Source organism: Pandoraea sp., assembly GCF_004297875.1.
GTDB lineage: Bacteria > Pseudomonadota > Gammaproteobacteria > Burkholderiales > Burkholderiaceae > Pandoraea.
The window spans coordinates 1-21,510 of record NZ_SCSK01000061.1; the positions used below are offsets into that span (position 1 = coordinate 1).

General features: G+C 63.5%; 20 protein-coding genes. 17 read left to right on the top strand and 3 right to left on the bottom strand.

What is annotated here, in order from left to right:
* Nucleotides 1-334: 334 nt before the first annotated feature.
* The 5 genes from EPN80_RS17320 (at nucleotide 335) to oxlT (ending at nucleotide 5,935) form a co-directional block, all read left to right on the top strand.
* Complete coding sequence (locus EPN80_RS17320; RefSeq protein ID WP_293030135.1) at nucleotides 335-1,195, top strand: FadR/GntR family transcriptional regulator; 861 nt, start codon at nucleotides 335-337, stop codon at nucleotides 1,193-1,195.
* A gap of 105 nt (nucleotides 1,196-1,300) precedes the next feature.
* On the top strand, nucleotides 1,301-2,281 hold the full coding sequence (denD, locus tag EPN80_RS17325) for a D-erythronate dehydrogenase (RefSeq protein ID WP_293030138.1): 981 nt from the start codon (nucleotides 1,301-1,303) through the stop codon (nucleotides 2,279-2,281).
* A 25-nt stretch (nucleotides 2,282-2,306) separates the two neighbouring features.
* Nucleotides 2,307-3,605, top strand: coding sequence for a 3-oxo-tetronate kinase (otnK, locus tag EPN80_RS17330; protein WP_293030141.1), 1,299 nt, complete (start codon nucleotides 2,307-2,309; stop codon nucleotides 3,603-3,605).
* The gene (locus tag EPN80_RS17335) at nucleotides 3,602-4,261 is read left to right on the top strand and encodes an aldolase (RefSeq protein ID WP_293030144.1); all 660 of its coding nucleotides are present in this window, start codon (nucleotides 3,602-3,604) and stop codon (nucleotides 4,259-4,261) included. The genes otnK and EPN80_RS17335 overlap by 4 nt, the downstream gene beginning before the upstream one ends.
* A gap of 369 nt (nucleotides 4,262-4,630) precedes the next feature.
* A complete protein-coding gene (gene oxlT, locus EPN80_RS17340; RefSeq protein WP_293030147.1) occupies nucleotides 4,631-5,935 on the top strand; it encodes an oxalate/formate MFS antiporter in 1,305 nt (434 codons plus the stop codon).
* 10 nt (nucleotides 5,936-5,945) lie between these two features.
* On the opposite strand, the gene EPN80_RS17345 is transcribed toward oxlT, so the two are convergent.
* Nucleotides 5,946-6,593 (bottom strand): TetR/AcrR family transcriptional regulator, encoded by a 648-nt coding sequence (locus EPN80_RS17345; protein WP_293030150.1) that lies wholly within the window; start codon nucleotides 6,591-6,593, stop codon nucleotides 5,946-5,948.
* Between the two features lie 175 nt (nucleotides 6,594-6,768).
* On the opposite strand from EPN80_RS17345, the gene EPN80_RS17350 reads away from it, so the two are divergent.
* The 4 genes from EPN80_RS17350 (at nucleotide 6,769) to EPN80_RS17365 (ending at nucleotide 9,492) form a co-directional block, all read left to right on the top strand.
* A complete protein-coding gene (locus EPN80_RS17350) occupies nucleotides 6,769-7,083 on the top strand; it encodes a DUF3331 domain-containing protein (RefSeq protein ID WP_293030153.1) in 315 nt (104 codons plus the stop codon).
* Nucleotides 7,084-7,152: 69 nt separating this feature from the next.
* Nucleotides 7,153-8,697 carry a DHA2 family efflux MFS transporter permease subunit gene (locus EPN80_RS17355; protein WP_293030156.1) on the top strand — a complete coding sequence of 515 codons (1,545 nt, stop codon included), beginning with the start codon at nucleotides 7,153-7,155 and terminating at the stop codon, nucleotides 8,695-8,697.
* 98 nt (nucleotides 8,698-8,795) lie between these two features.
* Nucleotides 8,796-9,059 (top strand): hypothetical protein, encoded by a 264-nt coding sequence (locus tag EPN80_RS17360; protein WP_293030159.1) that lies wholly within the window; start codon nucleotides 8,796-8,798, stop codon nucleotides 9,057-9,059.
* 43 nt (nucleotides 9,060-9,102) lie between these two features.
* Nucleotides 9,103-9,492: a DUF2784 domain-containing protein gene (locus tag EPN80_RS17365; RefSeq protein ID WP_293030162.1), complete on the top strand. Its 390-nt coding sequence runs from the start codon at nucleotides 9,103-9,105 to the stop codon at nucleotides 9,490-9,492.
* Here the strand turns inward: EPN80_RS17365 and EPN80_RS17370 are convergent.
* Nucleotides 9,489-10,841 carry an RHS repeat-associated core domain-containing protein gene (locus EPN80_RS17370; RefSeq protein ID WP_293030165.1) on the bottom strand — a complete coding sequence of 451 codons (1,353 nt, stop codon included), beginning with the start codon at nucleotides 10,839-10,841 and terminating at the stop codon, nucleotides 9,489-9,491. The two genes, EPN80_RS17365 and EPN80_RS17370, sit on opposite strands and share 4 nt — an antisense overlap.
* A 224-nt stretch (nucleotides 10,842-11,065) precedes the next feature.
* Here EPN80_RS17370 and EPN80_RS17375 point away from each other — a divergent pair, with 224 nt between their 5' ends.
* Entirely contained in the window at nucleotides 11,066-12,610 is a 1,545-nt protein-coding gene (locus EPN80_RS17375; RefSeq protein WP_293030168.1) for a S53 family peptidase, read from the top strand.
* A 27-nt stretch (nucleotides 12,611-12,637) separates the two neighbouring features.
* On the opposite strand, the gene EPN80_RS17380 is transcribed toward EPN80_RS17375, so the two are convergent.
* Nucleotides 12,638-14,269 (bottom strand): peptidase S1, encoded by a 1,632-nt coding sequence (locus EPN80_RS17380; protein ID WP_293030171.1) that lies wholly within the window; start codon nucleotides 14,267-14,269, stop codon nucleotides 12,638-12,640.
* Between the two features lie 189 nt (nucleotides 14,270-14,458).
* On the opposite strand from EPN80_RS17380, the gene EPN80_RS17385 reads away from it, so the two are divergent.
* The 7 genes from EPN80_RS17385 (at nucleotide 14,459) to EPN80_RS17415 (ending at nucleotide 21,503) form a co-directional block, all read left to right on the top strand.
* Complete coding sequence (locus EPN80_RS17385) at nucleotides 14,459-15,760, top strand: UDP-N-acetylglucosamine 1-carboxyvinyltransferase (RefSeq protein WP_293030174.1); 1,302 nt, start codon at nucleotides 14,459-14,461, stop codon at nucleotides 15,758-15,760.
* Between the two features lie 94 nt (nucleotides 15,761-15,854).
* Nucleotides 15,855-17,957, top strand: coding sequence for an elongation factor G (gene fusA, locus EPN80_RS17390; protein WP_293030177.1), 2,103 nt, complete (start codon nucleotides 15,855-15,857; stop codon nucleotides 17,955-17,957).
* 206 nt (nucleotides 17,958-18,163) lie between these two features.
* Nucleotides 18,164-18,346, top strand: a complete 183-nt coding sequence (locus EPN80_RS17395; protein ID WP_293030180.1) for a hypothetical protein — start codon at nucleotides 18,164-18,166, stop codon at nucleotides 18,344-18,346.
* A 209-nt stretch (nucleotides 18,347-18,555) separates the two neighbouring features.
* On the top strand, nucleotides 18,556-18,843 hold the full coding sequence (locus EPN80_RS17400; protein ID WP_293030183.1) for a hypothetical protein: 288 nt from the start codon (nucleotides 18,556-18,558) through the stop codon (nucleotides 18,841-18,843).
* Nucleotides 18,844-19,129: 286 nt separating this feature from the next.
* A complete protein-coding gene (locus tag EPN80_RS17405) occupies nucleotides 19,130-19,507 on the top strand; it encodes a NirD/YgiW/YdeI family stress tolerance protein (protein ID WP_293030186.1) in 378 nt (125 codons plus the stop codon).
* 373 nt (nucleotides 19,508-19,880) lie between these two features.
* Nucleotides 19,881-20,441: an NADPH-dependent FMN reductase gene (locus EPN80_RS17410; RefSeq protein ID WP_293030189.1), complete on the top strand. Its 561-nt coding sequence runs from the start codon at nucleotides 19,881-19,883 to the stop codon at nucleotides 20,439-20,441.
* A 66-nt stretch (nucleotides 20,442-20,507) separates the two neighbouring features.
* Nucleotides 20,508-21,503, top strand: a complete 996-nt coding sequence (locus tag EPN80_RS17415; RefSeq protein WP_293030192.1) for a serine/threonine protein kinase — start codon at nucleotides 20,508-20,510, stop codon at nucleotides 21,501-21,503.
* The last annotated feature ends 7 nt before the right edge of the window (nucleotides 21,504-21,510 follow it).

Below are 21,510 nucleotides of genomic sequence, written 5' to 3' on the forward strand. Positions count from 1 at the left end.
AAATTGCGGAAAACCGTCAACACCTAAGTATTTGATTTTTATGGGTTGACATATTTGGACTCTTAATCCGTAGGTCGAGTGTTCGAGCCACTCACGCCCCACCAGAATACAAAAGGGTTTCCGAAATGATCGGAAACCCTTTTTCATTTGTGGCGGCGCAACCGGGCTGGCCCTGCCTGCGCGGCCCGCCAACGCACTGCCAAATGCATCGCAGCCGCGCGCTTTCCCTCATTCCATCGCGGCTCAGCCGCGCTGCCCCATCGCCGGCCACGCTCCGTGCGATCGGCATCATTTGTATGATGACCATACGTTCCGTGCATGGTATCGTCAGCTGATGAAAAAGCCATCTTCCAGCCGCGCCAACAGCTCTCCGCCGAACGCCTCGCCCCAGCCGGCGATCGAATTCGATGCCCCCAGGATAGCGCCGGCAGGCACACTCGCCGACCGCGTCACCGCGGTGCTGCTGGAAAAAATCAGGGCCGGCGAATTTCCCCCGGGCATGAGGCTGCCGCCCGAACAGGCGATCTGCGAGCGCTTCGGCGTGAGCCGCACGGTCGTGCGCGAGGCGATCTCGCGGCTCAAGTCCGACGGGCTCGTCGAGGTGCGGCAAGGCAGCGGCACGGTGGTGCGCGAGCCGAACAGCGCCACGGCGTTTCGACTCGATATCGACACGCAGCACTCGATCGAAGCGGTGCTGCGCGTGACCGAGCTGCGTCGCGGCATCGAGGCCGAGGCCGCCGCGCTCGCCGCACAGCGCCGTACCCGCGCCCAGCTTGCTGCGATTCGGCGCGCGCTGGGCGCGATCGACAAGGCCGTCAAGCAGCAACGAGACGGGGTCGACGAAGATCTGGCTTTTCATATCGCCATCTCCCACGCAACCGGCAACCCGCTGTACCCGCCACTGCTGGAGTATCTGAGCCACTTCATTCATACGGCGATCGGCATTACGCGTTCCAACGAAGCACGGCGCGACGATTTTTCCAACGCGGTACGCGAGGAGCACAACGCAATCTATGAGGCGATCGCCGCCCAGGATGTGGTGGCGGCGCGGCGCGCCGTCGTCAAGCACATCGACAATGCCGGCCGGCGCATCCGCGAGGCCGATGCGGCATTCTGGGCCGAACATGGCGGGGCCGCCGCCGAGCCGCTGGTCGCGCCGGCCCGCCGTGGCACCCGGAACGCCGCACAACGCTAACACGCCAGTCTCGCCGCGCCGTATGTTTGCCGACGATCCGAACATAAGATAAGATCATCATACAACTTAGGGCAGTGCGTCATCGCGCCTTGCAAGGAGACACAAATGAACATCGTGGTCACGGGTGCGGCGGGCTTTCTCGGCAAGCGGCTGATCAAGGCGCTGCTCGAACGCGGTGAACTGCATGACCCGCACGGGCAGCGGCAGCGTATCGAAAAAATCAGCGCGTTCGACGTCGCCCCGGTCACCGGTATCGACGATCCCCGAGTGCAGGCTCTGTCAGGCGACATCGCCGATACAGTCCAGCTCGAGCGCCTGATCGGGCCGGACACCGCCAGCGTGTTCCACCTCGCGGCAATCGTCTCGGGCCAGGCCGAACAGGATTTCGATCTCGGCATGCGCGTCAACTTCGACGCAACGCGCGCGCTGCTCGAGCGCATTCGCGCGCTCGGCACGGGCGCGCGATTGGTCATGACGAGCTCGGTGGCGGTATTCGGGGGCGCCTTGCCGCGCACCGTCGAAGACACGCACGTGTGGGCGCCGCAAAGCTCCTACGGCACCGAAAAGGCGCTGGCCGATCTGCTGCTGGCCGATTACAGCCGACGCGGATACGTCGACGGTCGCAGCCTGCGCATGCCGACCGTGGTGGTGCGCCCCGGCAAGCCGAATCGCGCCGCCTCGAGTTTCGCCAGCGGCATTATTCGCGAGCCGATCAACGGCGTTGAGGCGGTTTGCCCGGTCGCACCGCAAACACCGATGTGGCTGATCTCGCCCGAGCGCGCCATCGACAATCTGCTGCACGGCCATGAACTGCTCGCCGCACAACTGAGCGGCGGCCGGGTGATCAACCTGCCCGGCCTGTCGGTGACGGTTGGCGAGATGCTCGAGTCGTTGCGGCGCGTCGCAGGCGGCGCAGCGGCCGATCGGGTACGTTTCGAGCCCGACCCGGCCGTCGAGCGAATCGTCAACTCGTGGCCCGGCAACTTCTCGGCCGACTACGCGCGTGCGCTTGGCTTCGTGGCCGATACGAGCTTCGACGACGTGGTGCGCGCGTTTATCCGAAGCAACGCCGACACCCCCCTCTGAGCGGCCCGCCTCGGGTAATGCGACCATGACAAAATCTTCCGTACTGCTGGGCTGCATCGCCGACGATTTCACCGGAGCGACCGATCTGGCCAATATGCTCGTGCGCGGCGGCATGCGCACTGTCCAGACCATCGGCGTGCCGGCCGGACCGCTCGAGGCCCAGGCCGAAGCCGTGGTGGTCGCACTCAAGTCTCGCACCGCGCCGCGCACCCAGGCGGTGGCCGAATCGCTCGCCGCGCTTGCATGGCTGCGCAAGCTCGGCTGCCGGCAGTTTTATTTCAAATACTGCTCCACTTTCGATTCAACCGACGAGGGCAATATCGGCCCCGTCACCGAGGCATTGATGGCCGCGCTCGACGCGCCATTCGCGATCGCCTGCCCGGCGTTTCCCGAGAACGGACGCACTGTCTATCGGGGGCACCTGTTCGTCGGCGACGCACCGCTCAATGAATCGGGCATGCAGAACCACCCGCTCACGCCCATGACCGACGCCAATCTGGTACGCGTGCTGCAACGGCAAACCGCCGCCAAAGTCGGACTGCTGCGCTACGACGCGATCCAGCGCGGCGTCGAGGCGGTGCGCGCCACGCGCGCGTCGCTCATGGCCGACGGCGTGCGCCTGGCCATCGCCGATGCGATCTCCGACGAAGATCTATACACGCTGGGCACCGCATGTGCGGACGATATATTGCTCACCGGCGGCTCCGGCCTCGCGCTCGGCCTGCCGGGCAATTTCTCGCGCGCCGGGCTGCTGCCCATGGCCGATCAGGCACAGCGCCTGCCCGCCGTCGGGCTGTCATCTGCCGTGCTGTGCGGCAGCTGCTCGCGCGCAACGCAAGCCCAGGTGGCCCACTGGATCGGCCTTGGCAGGCCGGCATTTCGGATCGATCCGTTCGCGCTGGCGCATGGCCAGCCGGTCGCCGACGAGGCCGTGGCATTTGCGCAGCGCCAGTTCGATAGCGGACCGGCCCTCTTCTACGCCACGGGTTCACCGCAAGAGGTCGACGCAGTGCAACGCCAGCTCGGCGCGGCCGCGTCGGGCGAACTGGTCGAACAGGCGCTGGCGGGCATTGCCCGACGGCTTTTCGAGATGGGGGTGCGACGCTTTGTCGTCGCCGGCGGCGAGACCTCCGGCGCGGTGGTCAACGCGCTCGGCGTGCGCGCGTTGCAGATCGGGCCGCAGATCGACCCTGGCGTGCCATGGACGGTATCGCTCGGCGCCGATCCGCTCGCGCTTGCCTTGAAATCAGGCAACTTCGGCACCGAAGATTTTTTCAGCAAGGCCCTGGCATTGTTGGATACCCACGCGGAGATCGCTCAATGAGCAAGCCAGCCTCGGCACGTAACGACGAAAACCGCGTGCGCGAAGAAATCGCGCGGATCGGCGCAGACCTTTACGGGCGCCGCTATACGGTCGGCTCGGCAGGCAACATCAGCGCCCGGCTCGAGGACGGCTGGCTGATCACGCCGACCGATGCCTGCCTGGGCCACCTCGATCCGGCGAAAGTCGCCAAAGTGGATTGCGACGGGCGCTGGGTGAGCGGCGACGCGCCGTCGAAAACGCTCGCGCTGCATCGCGCCGTCTACGATAGCGACCCGGCGATCCATGGTGTCGTGCATACGCACTCGACGCATCTGGTTGCGCTCACGCTGGCCGGCGTATGGCAGACCGATGACGTGCTGCCGCCGATCACGCCATACCAGGTGATGAAAGTCGGGCACATTCCGCTGATTCCGTACAGACGCCCGGGCGATCCGCGTGTGGCCGAGCAGGTGCGATCGCTGGCGGCCGAAGTACGCGGCGTGCTACTCGAGCGGCTCGGGCCGGTCATGTGGGGCAAAAGCGTCTCGGCGGCGGCTTGGGCGCTCGAAGAACTCGAGGAAACCGCCCGGCTCTGGCTCACCACGACCCCGCGTCCGGCACCGCTGAGCGACGCGCAGATCGACGAGTTGCGCGCGACGTTCGGCGCTCGCTGGTAGCCAGCCAAACCGTCGGACCCGCCAAGGCAAAGCGACGCCGCGATACATCGCATAGCACCACCGCTGTGCGATGCGCCCACACCCACGCACCACTGCGATCCCCCGGCACCATCAGAACGCATCGCGCGAGTCCCGTCGCGTCATCCATCCCGCTTGCGGCGATCGGCAACCCAAGGCCGCGCAATCGAAATCGTCAATGCCCCCGGGCATTGACCTCCCCGGCACATTTTTTGCTGCTGACGACAATGCCTGATATACGGCATACCTGCATCCCGAGGTATTCCGTCGCCGGCTTTTTCAAACCATGAGCGGCCTCGCACTCTCCGGTGCGGTTCACGCCGCTCGGGCAAATGTCCTTGGAGAGCATTGATGAATACCACGTCGCAACCGCTAGAGAGTCAGATCCCAAGTATTGCCCCCTCGGTCATCCACAGTCGCTGGGGCCAACTCGTGCTTGGGCTTGTCTGCATGATGGCGATCTCGAGCCCGCAATATGTCTGGACGCTGATGACGCATCCGCTGAGCACCAAGCTCGGCATCACCTTGCCGGAAGTGCAGGTCGCGTTCTCGCTATTGATTATTCTTCAAACCTTCTTTTCGCCCTTCCAAGGCTCGCTCATTGACCGTTTCGGCCCGCGGCTGCTGATTTCCGTGGGTACCGTGCTGTCCGGCCTGAGCTGGGTGCTCGCCGCCCAAGCCACCAGTGCGATGATGCTGTATCTGGCCTATGGCGTGGTGGGCGGCTTAGGCACCGGCATCGTCTACGTCGGCGTGATTGGCCTGATGGTGCGATGGTTTCCGGCGCAACGCGGCTTCGCCGCTGGCGCGGTGGCGGCCGGCTACGGCTTCGGCGCGATCATCACCACTTTTCCGGTATCGACTTCGCTGCATACGCGCGGCCTGGACGCGACGCTGTGGATCTTCGGCATTGCCTTCGCACTGATCGGTTTCGTTGCATCCCAGGGCCTGAGCGTGCCGCGCGGCGCGGCCCCGGCGGCGGTGGACCGAGGCGCCGCCGACCCACTCGACATGCAGCCGGCGCATATGCTGAAGACACCGATTTTCTGGCTGATGTTCGTGATGATGTGCATGATGTCGACTTCCGGCCTGATGGTCATCTCGCAAATGGCCACCTTCGCGCACGACTTCGGTGTGGGCAAAGCTACTGTGTTCGGGCTCGCCGCGCTGCCGCTGGCGCTCACCATCGACCGCTTCACCAATGGCATCACGCGCCCGCTGTTCGGCTGGATCTCCGATCGCGCCGGACGTGAAAATACCATGTGCTTCGCCTTCGCCCTGGAAGGCGTCGCCATGACGCTGTGGCTGCTCACGCGCTCGGATCCGCTCATTTTCGTGCTGCTCTCCGGTGTCGTGTTTTTCGGCTGGGGTGAGATCTTCTCGCTGTTTCCATCGACGCTGACCGACACCTTCGGCACACGCTATGCGACGGCGAATTACGGCTGGCTTTACATCGCCCAGGGTATCGGCGCGGTCTTCGGCGGCCCGCTCGCGGCACTGCTGCACCAACATGCGGGCAGTTGGATGCCGGTATTCGGCAGTGCGATCGCCCTCGACCTGGGTGCAGCGGTGTTGGCGATCTTGGTGCTCAAACCCGGGCGGGCACGTTTTATCGCCGCACGCCGCGCGCAGGCGAATTCGCCCATGGTTGTCTGATACCCGCCCGTCAACGTGCGTTACGTCCGCAGGTCTGCTCCGGCACGACCTGCGACCCCAAGCGCGCGACCAGATAGCCGCCCAGCGCCTGCTGCATTTCGTGCCGCAGCGACTTGCCTCGGGCCTCGTCGAGCAGGCGGCTACCCTGCATCGCCGCGCGTACCATCATCGACGCTGCCAGCGCGATCGGCGCGAGCTCGGCTTCTTTCATCTCGGGCGCAAATCTGGCCAGCAGCATCTGCACGCTTATCGACAACTTTTCCATGCGATACGACTTTGGCACCAGCGACGGCGTCTCCGCCAGCACGCGGCACGCCGGCCGCTGCGACAGGTAGTCGTACACGACAGTGATCAGCTCCTGCCCGAATGCGTCGAGCGAAATGGGCAGAGTCGTCTGCCATTGGGCGAGCCGCTCGCCCAATTCGTCCATATAGCGGTGCAACAAAGCGCTGCCGATACTCTCCTTGCTCGGAAAAAACTGATACAGCGAACCGATCGAGGCACCGGCTTGCTTGGCGATCGCGCTCATTGTCGTGGCATCGTAACCTGCCGTGGCGAAAAGCTGCTCGGCCGCACCGAGCAGATCGGCAACACGCCGCTCGCCGCGCTCCTGTCGCGGCACTTTGGGGTGCCTTGACAATATATGAGGGCTAGTCATATTATGGCTCTCAAAATATGAGTCTCCCTCGCATTTTACCCAAATGGCTCGACGCCGCAAGTCTGAAGTTTGCGGCCTTCGGCCCGGTACCCGGGTCCCTCCCCGATCCGGGCCGTGTCGCGGCAACGCGCGAGCCGGCAAGGCGAGTGAGCGCATGATATGAAAGAGGTGAGCGATGATGCATAACGCCAATGACCGGCTTGTGCCCGCGGCGGGGCGCCGCGTCCGGTTGCTGGAGCGCCCTCGCCCGGGCGTGCTGGTGGTCAACTGGAGCGACGCGCGTCGATGCCACTACGGCGAGCAAATCTGGCGGCTCGGCAAAGCCGCCACCAACGGTCTATGTGCCCTGAGCGGCGCGCCGATCCGCAAGGGTGATCCCGTCTTCAAACCACACCGCCGCCCACCGCCGCTCAATGCGGACGCCATGATCCTGCAGCGTGAAGTTCCCGAGTCCGTGTGCGCCGACGACCCGGCGGCGACGCTGCACTGATGCCCACCGCCGGCGCCCAATACGACGTCCGCGCCTTCCTGCGCGGGGCCTGAGGCGAGTCTGCGCGCCATGTCCGCCGCCCACGCCGCACAGGTTCGCCTGGCCCCCAAAGCCCACGCTTTCGTCACGGCCTCGGTAATGCTCGCGACGATCATGCAGGTGCTCGACAGCACGATCGCCAACGTCGCCTTGCCACATATGCAGGGTAGCCTGTCTGCCACGCAGGACCAGATCACCTGGGTGCTGACCTCCTATATCGTTGCGGCGGCCATCGGCACGCCGCTGACCGGCTGGCTGGCCGGACGTTTTGGCCGCAAGCGCATTTTCCTGATATCGGTGGCGGGCTTCACCGCCACCTCGATCGCTTGCGGCATATCGATCTCGCTGCTCCAGATCGTCGTGGCGCGCCTGCTGCAGGGCCTGTGTGGCGCAGCCCTGGTGCCACTTTCGCAGGCGGTGATGCTCGACATCAACCCGCCGGCAAAGCACGGCCAGGCGATGGGGCTGTGGGGCACCGGCGTCACGCTGGGGCCCATTCTCGGGCCCGCGCTGGGCGGCTGGCTGACGGACAATTACAACTGGCGCTGGGTGTTCTACGTCAACGTGCCCATCGGGCTGCTGGCGTTCTTCGGGATCCTCGCCTTCATGACGGAGACCCGGCTTTCGCCGCGCAAGCTCGATCTGTTCGGCTTCGCGACGCTGAGCATCGCCATCGGCGCGCTGCAGTTGTTCCTCGACCGGGGCGAGGTGCAGGACTGGTTCGGATCTGTGGAAATCTGGATCGAGTCGCTGTGCGCGCTGATCGCATTCGCCTTTTTTCTCGGGCACACGCTGACTGTCGAGACGACGTCATTCTTCAACCGCGCGCTGGCGCGCGATCGGAATTTCATCATCGGCTGCTGCATTTACTTCGTGATGGGCGCCGTACTCTACGCCACGCGCGCGCTCCTGCCGCCGCTGCTGCAAAATCTGATGCACTACTCGGTATTGGATGCGGGGCTGGCCACGGCGCCCAGCGGTGCCGGCTCGATGCTGGCGATGGTACTCGCCGGACGCCTGGTCGGCCCTATCAAGGCCCGCGATCTGGTCGGCGTCGGCTTTGCGGTCGCTGCCTTCTCGCTTTGGCAGATGTCGGGGTACAACCTGGCCATGGGCGAAGGCACCGTCGTCTGGTCGGGTTTCCTGCAGGGCCTGGGGATCGGGCTGATCTCCGTGCCGCTGACCACCGCGAGTTTCTCGACACTCGATCCACAGTTGCGTGGCGAGGGCACGTCGATCTACAGTTTGAGCAGAAATATCGGCAGCAGCATCGGCATCTCGTTCGTGCAAACGGAATTGACCCGCAACACGCAAGTCGCCCACGCATCGCTTGCCGAGCACATCACCGCGTATAACCCGCTCGCCCAGCCCAATGCACTGCCCGGCGCCTGGAATATTCACACCGCTTCCGGTCTGGCGGCGCTGAATGCGGAAGTCACGCGGCAAGCGTCGATGATCGGTTATGTCGATGACTTCAAGCTGCTGTTCGTGCTCACCCTCGCGTCGATGCCACTGCTGATTCTGATGCGTACCACTCGCCGGGTAACACATGTGGCGGCCGCGGCCGATCATTAGGCGGCATGACGCGGATCACTGCCCCGGCCCTTGCGGCCCTGCTAGAATCGAATGTAACGCGCTGCATCCCGCAGCCCCATCAAGACCAGGCACGCATCATGACCAATGACGCTCCCCAAAAGCCGCAAGACGACGATCTTCAACAGGAGCACTTCGGCGCGGCGCTCAACCATATCAGTCAAGCACTCAACTCGGGCAACATCGCCGTGAGTGCGGCCAAGGGTATTCTGTTCAGCTTGACCGAGACGCTCGGCGTACTGGTGGGCGACCCGGACTTGCCGGCACATGTCAAATCCGGCTATGAAGGCCTGCTGGAAACGGCGCGCGAATTGAGCGTGCAACTGAACAAGTCGAAAAAGTAGGCCGCCACCCGCCGCTCGCCCGCTACCCATTGCGGCACGCACGATGACCGGGCTGGCCAATGTCGTGCTGGTACTCCATGCGCTGATCGCGCTCTTCATCGTCGGCTCGCTCGCGATGATCTGGATCGGCGCCGCGCTGCGCTGGGCGTGGGTGCGGCAGCCGCTGTTCCGGCTCGTTCATTTGCTGGCCATCGGCACGGTTGCGCTGCTGGCACTGGCGGGCCTGCCCTGTCCGCTGACCGTGCTGGAAGATCACCTGCGGCAAGGCGCCATGGGGCAGGCGGGATTCATCCAATACTGGGTCAGTCGCCTGCTGTATTACCAATTCCCGCCGTGGGTATTCACTGTCGCCTATGCCGCATTTGCCATGCTGGCGGCACTCACGTGGCACTGCGTGCCGCCCCGCCGCCGCTGCGCCACGCCCGGACCCTAGCCGATCAGCCTGACCGGCAAGCCAGGATTGACCGCTCGCAAGCGGTCGACCGTCGCCATCAGAAGCTGCCGTGCGTCTCGCTCGCGTCGCGAATCGCCGGCCCGGTGCCGCGGCGCGACGACCAGCCTGGTCACACGAATCGGCTCGGTCGGTTTGAAGTCGGCGTGCAGACTGACGCCCGGCCGACCGACCACCAGGATTTCATTGTACTGATGGCGTGGCGACGTTCTCAGTATCGCGTTCGGACTCTTGATGATGTTGTAGCGTTGAACACTCCGATCGTCGTTCTTATCGAATCCTCCGCGAATTGCATCCGCCAGCGCGTGGGGCTCAAAAACAGCATGCGTCCCCGGATCGACGCCGGCATGATTGGGGAAATACACGTCGCGGTCATGGGTTCCAAGGATATTTTGCGGCGGGACCTCAAGCACGAAGTTAATGTCGGCAATGGCACCGGTGTCTCGGGTATGCACATCCCATGCCGCGATGAGCCTATCGGAAAATTCGCCGATGCGGGAGAGATCCATCAGCGAAGTGCTGACCACGTCCCATTGCGCCAGCGCCGTCTCGGCCGGCTGCTCGAACAACGCGCCGTCGTTGTGGCGGACCGAATGCACCAACATCAGCGGCGGGCTCAGGTTCGCCCATTTTGCCAGACGCCGGGTGAGTTTCGGGAACTCGATAGATGCGGACGGCGAGCGCGTGAAGTTTTCACGGTATTTGGCTGCCGCGCTGGCCGTCAAGCGATCCTTGACGGCCAGCCACAACACCGCCTCATTCTCGCGGGCGGGAACGGCATCGTCGTTTGCCGGCTCCGTCATCCGTCCATCCCGGTCCCTGCTCGAGACCGGGTTATTGTGCACGAAGGCAAACAGGTTCAAGCCGTCTGACGCGCCGGCCGGATCCGCGCTGACCCACCGTCCCAGCCAAGCGCCGTATGAACGATAGCCGTAATCGTGCAGACCGCTCGCATCGCGCTCTTTGCCGCAGTAGCGTCGACATTTCCGGGCTGCGTCGCCCGGGCTGGCGCACCCCCACGCCGCTGTGCCGCCGAATGGATAAAATGTCTCGTGAGTGAGCAAGCTCCCCTGCGCGTCGGTTTCGATCCGACAGGAACCCGCCAGGTCGCGCACCGCATAACGCCACTGTCGTCTCTGCATGCCAGTGACCGCATTGGCCGTAACCATGACCATCTCGGCCCCCGCGCCAGCGGTGACCAGCAATCTGGCGTTGATCACTGCGCGCCGATTGGATTGCCGCAACCATAATCCCGTCAGGTAGCGTGTTTCGTTATGCGGCCCGGCCTTTCGTGCACGCTGGCCAGGGCAACTGTAGCTGTATCGTTCCATGTTTCGAATCCACGGTGTCAATGTCGAGTGCCGCATGCTAGCGAACCGCCCCGTCGGTACTCAACTGCCGCGGCCGTGCCACGCAAGCAATTCATTGTTTTATCGTCAAGATACGAACGGCAGGCACAGCAGGTGAATGTAAGCAAATTTTTCAAGCTTGGCGGGTACGATCGGTTTGATCTAAGCTGAACGGATCACCTTCATCTTCGATAGGGATGCTTAATATGCCAACCTTTCTGCTGCCCGGTAGCGAGCAAACCTGCCCTCCCGGCGCGCGCTGCGTCGGCAGGGCCGATCCGAGCGCGCGCTTTGAAGTCACACTGGTCGTGCGCCAGCCTGCGCAGGACGCCTTCGCGCGTCATCTCGACGCCCTGCACGACGTCGCTCGACGTCCGCCCGCGCTTACGCGCGAGGCCTACGCGGCCCAATACAGCGCCGCCGCGGATGACTTTGCCGCGGTGGAACAGTTTGCCGCAGGCGAAGGCCTGCAGGTGGTGCGCAGAGACGCGGCACAACGCACGATGGTTCTGTCGGGCACAGTCGCGCAGTTCAATCATGCCTTCGAGATCGATTTGCAGAAAATCGAACACGAGGGCAAATCGTATCGCGGCAGAATCGGTCCGGTGCATTTGCCCCAACACCTCAAAACCGTGGTCGAAGCGGTGCTTGGCCTGGAAGATCTCCCGCTGGCCAGAACGCACTTCAGGTTGCAACCGGCGGCTCGCAGTGCCGCCGGCTTCACGCCGCTCGAACTGGCGTCGATTTATCAATTTCCGGCCGGCGCCGGCAAAGGGCAGACGATCGCGCTGATCGAACTGGGCGGCGGCGTCAATGCCAACGACCTGACCACTTACTTCTCGCAATTGGGCATCACACCGCCACAAGTTACTGCGGTGTCGGTAGATCAGGCCACCAACAGCCCGACGGGCGACCCCAATGGTCCCGACGGCGAGGTGACGCTCGACGTCGAAATCGCCGGCGCCATCGCACCCGAGGCACATATCGTCCTGTATTTCGCACCGAACACCGAAGCCGGCTTTTTCAACGCGGTCAGCGCCGCGGTTCACGACACCACGCACCGGCCGACCGTCATCTCGATCAGTTGGGGCGGCCCCGAAGCGGCCTGGACGCGGCAATCGCTCGACGTTTTCGATCGGGCACTGCAAGCGGCCGCCGCGATGGGCGTCACGGTGTGTGCTGCCTCCGGCGACAGCGGATCGAGCGGCAGCCCCGGCAACGGCAGCCCGCAAGTCGACTTTCCCGCGTCCAGCCCGCATGTGCTCGCCTGCGGCGGCACCCGGCTGCAAGCCAGCGCCAATCGGCGCGATACGGAGTCGGTGTGGAACGATGGCGCCGGCGGCGGCGCGTCGGGCGGCGGCGTGAGCGCCGCCTTTGCCCTGCCCTCCTGGCAGGAGGGCTTGCAGGTTACGGCCACCGATGGCACGACCCAAGCGTTGGCCCAGCGCGGCGTGCCCGATGTGGCGGGCGACGCCAGCCCGGCAAGCGGCTATGACATCGTGGTCGACGCGCAAGCGGCGATCGTTGGCGGCACCAGTGCCGTCGCGCCCCTGTGGGCCGGCCTGATCGCCCGCCTGAACGCGTCGCTGGGCAAACCGCTCGGGTATCTGAATCCAATTCTGTACCAGCATCCCGGGGTGCTCAACGACATTACCCAGGGAAATAATGGCGAATTCGCCGCCGCACCGGGCTGGGACGCCTGTACCGGCCTGGGCAGCCCCAACGGCCAGAAAATCGCCGGCGTCGTCTGAGCGCGACCGGTGACGCGGCAGCGCCGGCTAACGCGCTCGGCGGCGCGCCTGCAGACTCAGGATGCGCTGCATGGCGGCGTGATCGTTCGCGGCGCTATCGTAGAAGTTCACCAGATCGGCCTTGAGCGCGGTGCGGGATCCGCCGTCGAGATAGACCATATGCCCTGACGGATAGTATCTGACCGTGAGGTTGTCCCTGACTGCGTGGTCCTTGAGTGGCATCGCCTGCAAGTCGAGCGTGGTTTGATAGAACGGCGTTACCGCGTCATAGTACCCATTGGCCGACAGTACCTTCAGATCGACGTTCAGGCTCATCGCCGCGGCAAGATCGCCAGCGGTGTAGAGCACCACGTTGCCCTTGGCATCCACGCCTTTTTGCGCGCCGGTCGGATCGATGTGGCTGAAATCCCAGTAACGGAACGCTTGGTCATTCAGGTCGGTAAAGGCCGAGTTGGAAGTGAACTTGAGCTGATCGTTCAGGTAGCTGTTCCACATCGCGGTGTAGACGCCGCTCACGGCCGTCATGGTCGGATCGTTGCCGCCGGAATTCGGGTCGACCTTGCCGGCAATGCCGGTATCGATGCCGGTGACCCGACCGTCATAGGCGCCGCAGGCAAGCCCCTGCGATTGCAGCAGCGTCACCAGGAACAGCAGGGTGCCCAAGTGATTGTAGGTGCCCACATTGAGATGCCAGCCGGTCAGCGTCTGGGGGCTGATGCCCAGATAGTCACTGAGCTTCTGTACCGTGGCCGGGGCCGCCGTGGGGAAATTCTTCAGCGCCATCAGATAATCGGTGGCGGCGAATTGCGCGACCGCGGCCATGAAATGCGGCAAGTCCCTGGGCGCCGGCTTGACGGAAATTTTCTTGTGATACCAGGCGTCGGCTGCGCACGTCGGCAGCAGGCCGATCGGGTTGCCTGCCTGCGTGTAATCGAGGATCGACGATTGCAGTACCACGCCGTTCAGATCCACACCGTCCTCGTGCAACGCGTAGGCAAGTACCGCGCTGCGGGCAGTGCCGTAGGATTCGCCATAAATGAATTTGGGCGAATTCCACCGGTCGTTGGCCGTCAGGTAGCGCTTGATGAATTGCTTGATCGAGCCGGCGTCCTGGTCGACCCCCCAGAAATCCCGGTTCTTCTTCGGCGCGATAGCCGCCGAATAGCCGGTGCCGACCGGATTGATGAACACCAGGTCGCTTTTATCGAGCAGGCTGTCGGGATTCGGTTCCATCGCATAGGGCGCCGGCGGCGTGAACCCCGGCATCGAGGTCTTGATGCGCATCGGTGCGTAGGATCCAAGCAACACGAAAACCGCCGACGACCCCGGCCCGCCGTTGTAGAAAAATGTGACCGGCCGCGTCGTATGCGACTCGCCGTCGGCTGTGAAGGCCACATAAAACATCTTCGCGTCCGGCTTGGAACTGCTCGGGTCAACGGTCACCAAATGGCCCGCCGTCGCGGTATAGCGTATCGTGCGGCCCCCCAGCACAAGCGAATGGTGAGTGATCGCGGCGTTTTCGGTCGCGTCGGTCACGGAATCGTCGGGTCCGTTGCCGTAGGCGACCGGATCGAAAAAGGGATGATCGGCGTGCGCGGCAGACGCCGGCGCGGTGTGAGGTGTCGGTTTCGAAGGCATAGCAGACTCCTGATTCGCCACATGCCCCGTACCATATGGACTGTTCTTTAATGATAGTCGGATCCATTGTAGTACCAAACAACGACGAATTCACCACGCCGATTCACGCAGCCTCTGCCGGCTCCTTTTCCCTGGCGTATCATATGGCCGCTATGACAACAGGCACGCGGCGGCCGCGCTCGCCAGTGCCTTGCGGGAAAAGGTCTTTCCATGACAAATCTTGTAGTACACGGCGGCCAGCCCCTGCGCGGCCGCATCATGCCGTCAGCCAATAAAAACGCCGTGCTGCCGGTGCTGTGCGCCACCCTGCTCACGTCCCAGCCGATACGCCTGCTCGGCGTGCCGGAAATTACCGACGTCAAGAAAATCCTCGATATCTTTCGCGCCCTGGGCAGCGAAGTGCTGGCCGATTTCGCCAGTGGCATCGTCGAGTTGCACCACCGCGACACGCGGTTCGACCCCAAAGTGCATCGCCTGCCCGAGGAAATGCGCTCATCGATCATGCTGGTGCCGCCGCTGCTGGCGCGCTTCGGCGCCGCCCGCATCGAGGACAACGTCAAGGGCTGCACACTGGGCATGCGCGAAATCGACCCGCACGTCGAAGTCCTGCAGCATTTTGGCGCGCGCATCGAGCGCACCGACGGCTCGCTGCTCATCCTCGCCGACGGCCCGCTGCGCCCCACCCGGCATTGGCTCGATTACGCCTCGGTCACCACCACCGAAAACTTCGTCCTGTGCGCGGCCACCGCGACGGGCACCTCCAGGCTGACCAACGCGGCTTGCGAACCGCATGTTCAGGAATTGTGTCGCTTCATGGCGATGCTCGGCGTCTCTATCGAGGGGCTGGGCACCTCACAGCTGGTGGTCGCCGGCGCCGAGCGCTTCGGCGGCGGCGAATTCACCTTCAGCGAGGATTACCACGAGATCACGACGTTCCTCGCGCTGGGCGCGATCACCGGCGGCGAGATCAGCGTCAAGAACTCCATCCCGGAGCAATTCCCGCTGATCGACCGAACCTTCGGCAAATTCGGCATCGAAGTGATCCACCGCGACGGCTGGTCGTGCGCGGTACAGGACGGCCCGTTGCGCGTGCGCAAGCCATTCACACCGAATATCCTGACCAAGGTCGAGGCAGCGCCGTGGCCCTATTTCCCGGTCGATCTGTTGCCGATTTTCATCTCGCTGGGCGTCAAGGCCGAGGGCAGCGCGATGTTCTGGAACAAGGTCTACGACGGCGCAATGGGCTGGTCGGTCGAACTCTCCAAATTCGGCGCCCATGTCTTCCTGGCCGACCCTCACCGCCTGGTGACCTTCGGCGGCCTGCCGCTGAGCCCGGCGGTGGTCGAGAGCCCCTATATCATTCGCGTGGCAATCGCCTTGCTGATGGTCGCCGCCAGTATCGACGGCCGCTCGGTGATCAAAAACGCCGCGCCGATCCGCCGCGCCCACCCGCGTTTCGTTGAAAACCTGCGCTCGGTCGGGGCTCAGGTCGAGTGGCACGAAGAAAGCTGATCCGGCACGCGCCACGCCCCCGCCAGACGTGCGACAAAGGAGTATGATTTGTTGCTCCTCCCATTTTTGCCAACAGCTTCAAGAGAGGCCCATCGTGACTCGAAAAACCCCCATCGAGCGCTACCGCAACATCGGCATCAGCGCCCACATCGATGCCGGCAAGACAACCACCACCGAGCGCATCCTGTTCTACACCGGCGTGAATCACAAGCTGGGCGAGGTGCACGAAGGCGCCGCGACGATGGACTGGATGGAGCAGGAACAGGAACGCGGCATCACGATCACCTCGGCTGCCACCACCTGCTTCTGGCGCGGCATGGGCAACACCTACCCCGAGCACCGCATCAACATCATCGACACACCGGGGCACGTCGACTTCACCATCGAGGTGGAGCGTTCAATGCGCGTGCTCGACGGCGCCTGCATGGTGTATGACTCGGTCGGCGGCGTGCAGCCGCAATCGGAAACCGTCTGGCGCCAGGCCAACAAATACAAGGTACCGCGCATTGCCTTCGTCAACAAGATGGATCGCGTGGGCGCCGACTTCTTTCGCGTGAACAAGCAAATCCACGAACGCCTGCGCGGCAATTCGGTGCCGGTCCAGATTCCGATCGGCGCCGAAGACCATTTTCGTGGCGTGGTCGACCTGATCAAGATGAAGGGTATCGTCTGGGACGAAGCCTCGCAGGGCGTCAAATTCGAATACGTCGATATTCCCGCCGAATTGCTCGACACCGCGCAGGAATGGCGCGAAAAAATGATCGAGGTCGCGGCCGAAGCCAACGAGACGCTACTCGAAAAATATTTGCACGGCGAGACCCTCACCGAGGCAGAGATCAAACAGGGGCTGCGCGCGCGCACGATTGCCTGCGAAATCGTACCGATGCTGTGCGGCAGCGCATTCAAAAACAAGGGCGTGCAGGCCATGCTCGACGCCGTGGTCGACTTCCTGCCATCGCCATCCGATGTCCCGCCGGTCACTGGGCACGACGAAGACGACAAGGAAGTGCAGCGCAAGGCCACCGATGACGAGAAGTTCTCCGCGCTGGCCTTCAAGATCATGACCGATCCGTTCGTCGGCCAGCTGATCTTCTTTCGCGTGTATTCGGGGTCGATTTATTCGGGCGACACCGTGTACAACCCGATCAAGTCCAAGAAGGAGCGCCTGGGCCGGATCCTGCAGATGCACGCGAACCAGCGTGTCGAAATCAAGGACGTGCACGCCGGCGACATCGCCGCTGCGGTTGGCCTCAAGGAGGCGACCACCGGCGACACGCTGTGCGATCCCGAGCACATCATCGTGCTCGAGCGCATGGTGTTCCCCGAGCCGGTGATCTCCCAGGCAGTCGAGCCCAAGACCAAGGCCGACCAGGAAAAAATGGGTATCGCGCTCAATCGCCTGGCGCAGGAAGATCCGTCATTCCGCGTCAAGACCGACGAAGAATCGGGCCAAACCATCATCTCCGGCATGGGCGAGCTGCACCTGGAAATCCTGGTCGATCGCATGCGCCGCGAGTTCGGCGTCGAGGCCACCGTGGGCAAGCCGCAAGTCGCTTACCGCGAGACCATCCGCAAGAGCTGCGACGAGGTCGAGGGCAAGTTCGTCAAGCAGTCGGGCGGGCGCGGCCAGTACGGTCACGTGGTGCTCAAGCTCGAGCCGCAGGAGCCGGGCAAGGGCTACGAGTTCGTCGACGCGATCAAGGGCGGCGTGGTGCCGCGCGAATACATCCCGGCAGTCGACAAGGGTATTCGCGAGACGCTCAACGCAGGGGTGCTGGCCGGCTATCCGGTGGTGGACGTGAAGGCCACGCTGTTCTTCGGTTCGTACCACGATGTCGACTCGAACGAAAACGCGTTCAAGATGGCCGGCTCGATGGCCTTCAAGGAAGGCATGCGCCGGGCCAGCCCGGTGCTGCTCGAGCCGATGATGGCCGTGGAAGTGGAAATGCCGGAAGAGTTCATGGGCAACGTGATGGGCGACCTGAGCTCGCGCCGGGGCATCGTGCAGGGCATGGACGACATGGTCGGCGGGGGCAAGATCGTGCGCGCCGAGGTGCCACTGGCCGAGATGTTCGGCTATTCGACCTCGCTGCGCTCGCTCACCCAGGGCCGCGCCACCTACACCATGGAATTCAAGCATTACGCTGAAGCGCCGAAGAATGTCGCCGACGCAATCATCAATGCCAAGGTCAAGTAGCCAGCGCGGTTGACTGCGCCGGTTGGCCCGGCGCGGAGAGGGCCCAGGCCCATGCGCGGGGATGCCCGCGCATGGGCCTTTCCATTCGCGTCGCCGGCACCGGCATGACGCACTGCCGCATTCCCGCCGCCGGGCAGGCACGAATTTTTCCCGTTTTGCCGGCAGCCTCCTATACTGGAATGAAGGCTTGATGACAGGAGGCGAAGATGGTCCATCTCAATTGGTACGACCTCACCCTGTTTTTGCCGATGGCCATGGCCGGCGCAATCCTGATCGGCGCGATCCCGGTCGCCACGCGTTTCACCCGACTCAGTCTCAGGGCGGTCGGCGCCATTGCCGGCGCCTTGCTCGCACTGCTGGTGGTCGAGGCTTTGCCGACACTGATCTGATGCCCGTCACGACGGCGTCATAAGCTCGCCCTAAATTCTGTCTTGCATGCTGCCTGATCGCAGCATTGCGGCTGTCCCTCTCCTCAGGCCCGCCGGCTCTGCCGCGGGCTTTTTTTGACGCTGCTTCGCAAGCGCGCGCTGCGCCCCCGATTTTTTCGCCTACAATCGAAAACTGTATCTCAAGTCCGACGACTCATGAGGGAGCCGACATGCCGGATGCGCTCAGCAAATCGTTTGCCGTGGTGGTTCATCACTACCGTTCGCCGCGCGACTATGCGGTCAGTGTCGAGCGCACCGGCGAGATGCTGCTCAAGAATATCGGCCTATTCACCGACGGCTTCGCCGGCGAGGCGCGTCTGTTGATGGGGCTGTTTGCCACCGAAGCCCAGGCATGGGCGCTGGCCAATCAACTCAAGCGGTCGCGCACGATGCTCCATGCGCTGCTGCAAACACCCAAACACCCGACACGCCCGGAGCGGCTGACATCGACCGACTGACGCCTGGACCTCGCAGGCTCCGGCAGACATCGATGCCGCTCGCAGCGACAATCAGCTCTTTCTTGGCTACTTTTCGGAATCATCCAATCACCCGGCGCACAGCGCCGCCCCATGCGGCTTCCCGCGCGATCATCGCACTCCAATTCGCCTGTTTCTCCGCGTCAAACCGGCCAGACCCCAACGGCGCCGCGTAAATCGGGGCATCGCCTATGCAAAAATGCTCGCGGTCGCGCCCGGCAAGCAGCCGCCGCGACCGTGTGTCGAACTTGCAATATTTGGGAGTCATATGAAAAAAATCATCACGGCAGCCTCTTTGGCGCTGCTCAGCGCCACCGCCATCGCGCAATATATCGGCCCGGGGCAGAAGCACGGTTATACCGGCCCGTCCGGTGCGCCGGCCACCACCGTCAAGCAACTGCTCGAACAGGGCAAGGACGATCAATACGCCACATTGCGCGGACGCATCGTGCGCCACCTGGGTGACAAGCACTATCTGTTCGCGGACCAGAGCGGCGAAATCCGGGTAGAAATCAAACCCAAGTATTTTCCGTTGCACCAGCCGATCGACGAGAAGACGGTGGTCGAGCTCAATGGCAAATTCGACAAGGAATTGCTGGGCAAGGCGGAGTTGGATGTCAAGCAACTACGGGTTATCCCCAAATAACACTTTTAGCTTCACCCGTGTTTCGACGGCGCAATTCTTGCGCCGTTTTTGTGCGGCGTGCCCCGTCGAGCGTGCTGCGCCCGCACAAAATTGAAGCTTGTCCGGCATGGGCATAACTTGACGAACCCATCACTTATCCACAAAAACACTGAACAACTTTGTTGATAACTTGCCGATCACCTTTTTCCGTATGGCCGGAATCGGGCGTGCTGAAAAATCGGGCTGCGCCCGCCGATCATTCGTGCTCCCGGATGGTCAACCCCGTGCACATCACGCATGCATCATGTGCTGCTGCCATCGGCCTATGGTAGAGTCGAGCGATTCGCGATAAGCCTTATCGCACATAGCTTTCCCCGTCGATATGAGGTCCCCCATGAGTAACGCCCCCATCACCGTGCTGGGCATTTCCGGCAGCCTGCGCAAGCGGTCATACAACACCGCGGCACTCGATGCCGCCATTGAACTCGCACCGCCGGGCATGACGCTGCTCAAAGCCGATATCTCGGATCTGCCACTCTATAATGAAGACTTGCACACCGACGTCTATCCGGAAATGGTCGAGCGCTTTCGCAAGCAGATCCATGCCGCCGACGCGCTGCTGTTCGTGACGCCCGAATACAATTATTCGATACCCGGCGTGTTGAAGAATGCCATCGACTGGGCCTCGCGCCCGCCCGCGCAGCCGTTTGCCGGCAAGCCCGCCGCCATCATGGGCGTGAGCCCCGGCGCGATCGGCACCGCCCGGGCGCAATACCATCTGCGGCAGGTGGCCGTGTTCCTCGACCTGAAACTGGTCAACAAGCCGGAAGTCATGATCGGCGGCGCCAAGGATCGCTTCGACGAAGCCGGCAAGCTGATCCACGAACCGACCCGCGAGTTCGTGCGACAGTTGCTCGTATCGCTGCACGACTGGGCCACCCTCCTGAAAAAATAAGGTCGCGCTCGTCCCGCAACGCCAGTAAGTCAAGCAATTCATCCATGTGCAGGGCACAATAGCGCCATGCACATGGATTCCACCCCACACCCCTTCTCCACCCTGATGCCCGAGCTCGTGCTGGACGCACTCGACAGCCTCGGGGTGCGCTGCGACGGCCGCCTGCTGGCGCTCAACAGTTACGAAAATCGCGTCTATCAGGCGGGCATCGAAGACGCGGCGCCACTGGTCGTCAAGTTCTATCGGCCGCATCGCTGGCGCACCGAGGCGATCCTCGAAGAGCATGCGTTCACGCAGGAACTGGCCGAGCGCGAAATTCCGGTCGTCGCGCCGCTGGTGTTCGACGGCCGCACGCTGCACCGCTACGGCACCTTCGAGTTCGCCGTCTTTCCCCGGCGCGGCGGGCGCGCCCCCGAGCTGCAGGACCCCGACACCCTGGCCTGGCTCGGCCGATTCATTGGACGCATTCACGCAGTCGGCCGCACTGCGGCGTACCTTCACCGCGACACGCTCGATTCGCGCAGCTTTGGCAGCGAGCCGCGCGACTATCTGTGGCAACACGATTTCATTCCGGCCGATCTGCGCGAGGCCTGGCGCAGCGTTGTCGATCTGGCTCTCGAAGGTGTCGATCGCTGCTTCGCGCGCGCGGGCAACGTATCGACGCTGCGCCTGCACGGCGACTGCCACGCGGGCAACGTGCTATGGACCGATACCGGCCCGCATTTCGTGGATTTCGACGACAGCCGGATGGGTCCGGCGATGCAGGATCTATGGATGCTGCTCTCGGGCGAGCGCGCCGACATGACGCGCCAATTGGCCGAGGTGCTCGATGGCTATCAGGACTTCGCCGAGTTCGATGCGCGCGAGCTGCATCTGATCGAAGCCCTGCGCACGCTGCGTCTGATCCACTACAGCGCATGGATCGCGCGCCGTTGGGACGACCCGGCCTTTCCCGCGGCGTTCCCGTGGTTCAATACCCAGCGCTATTGGCAGGATCGTATTCTGGAATTGCGCGAACAAATCGCGCTGATGGACGAAGCGCCGCTGAACTGGTTCGGGTAAGCCCGGC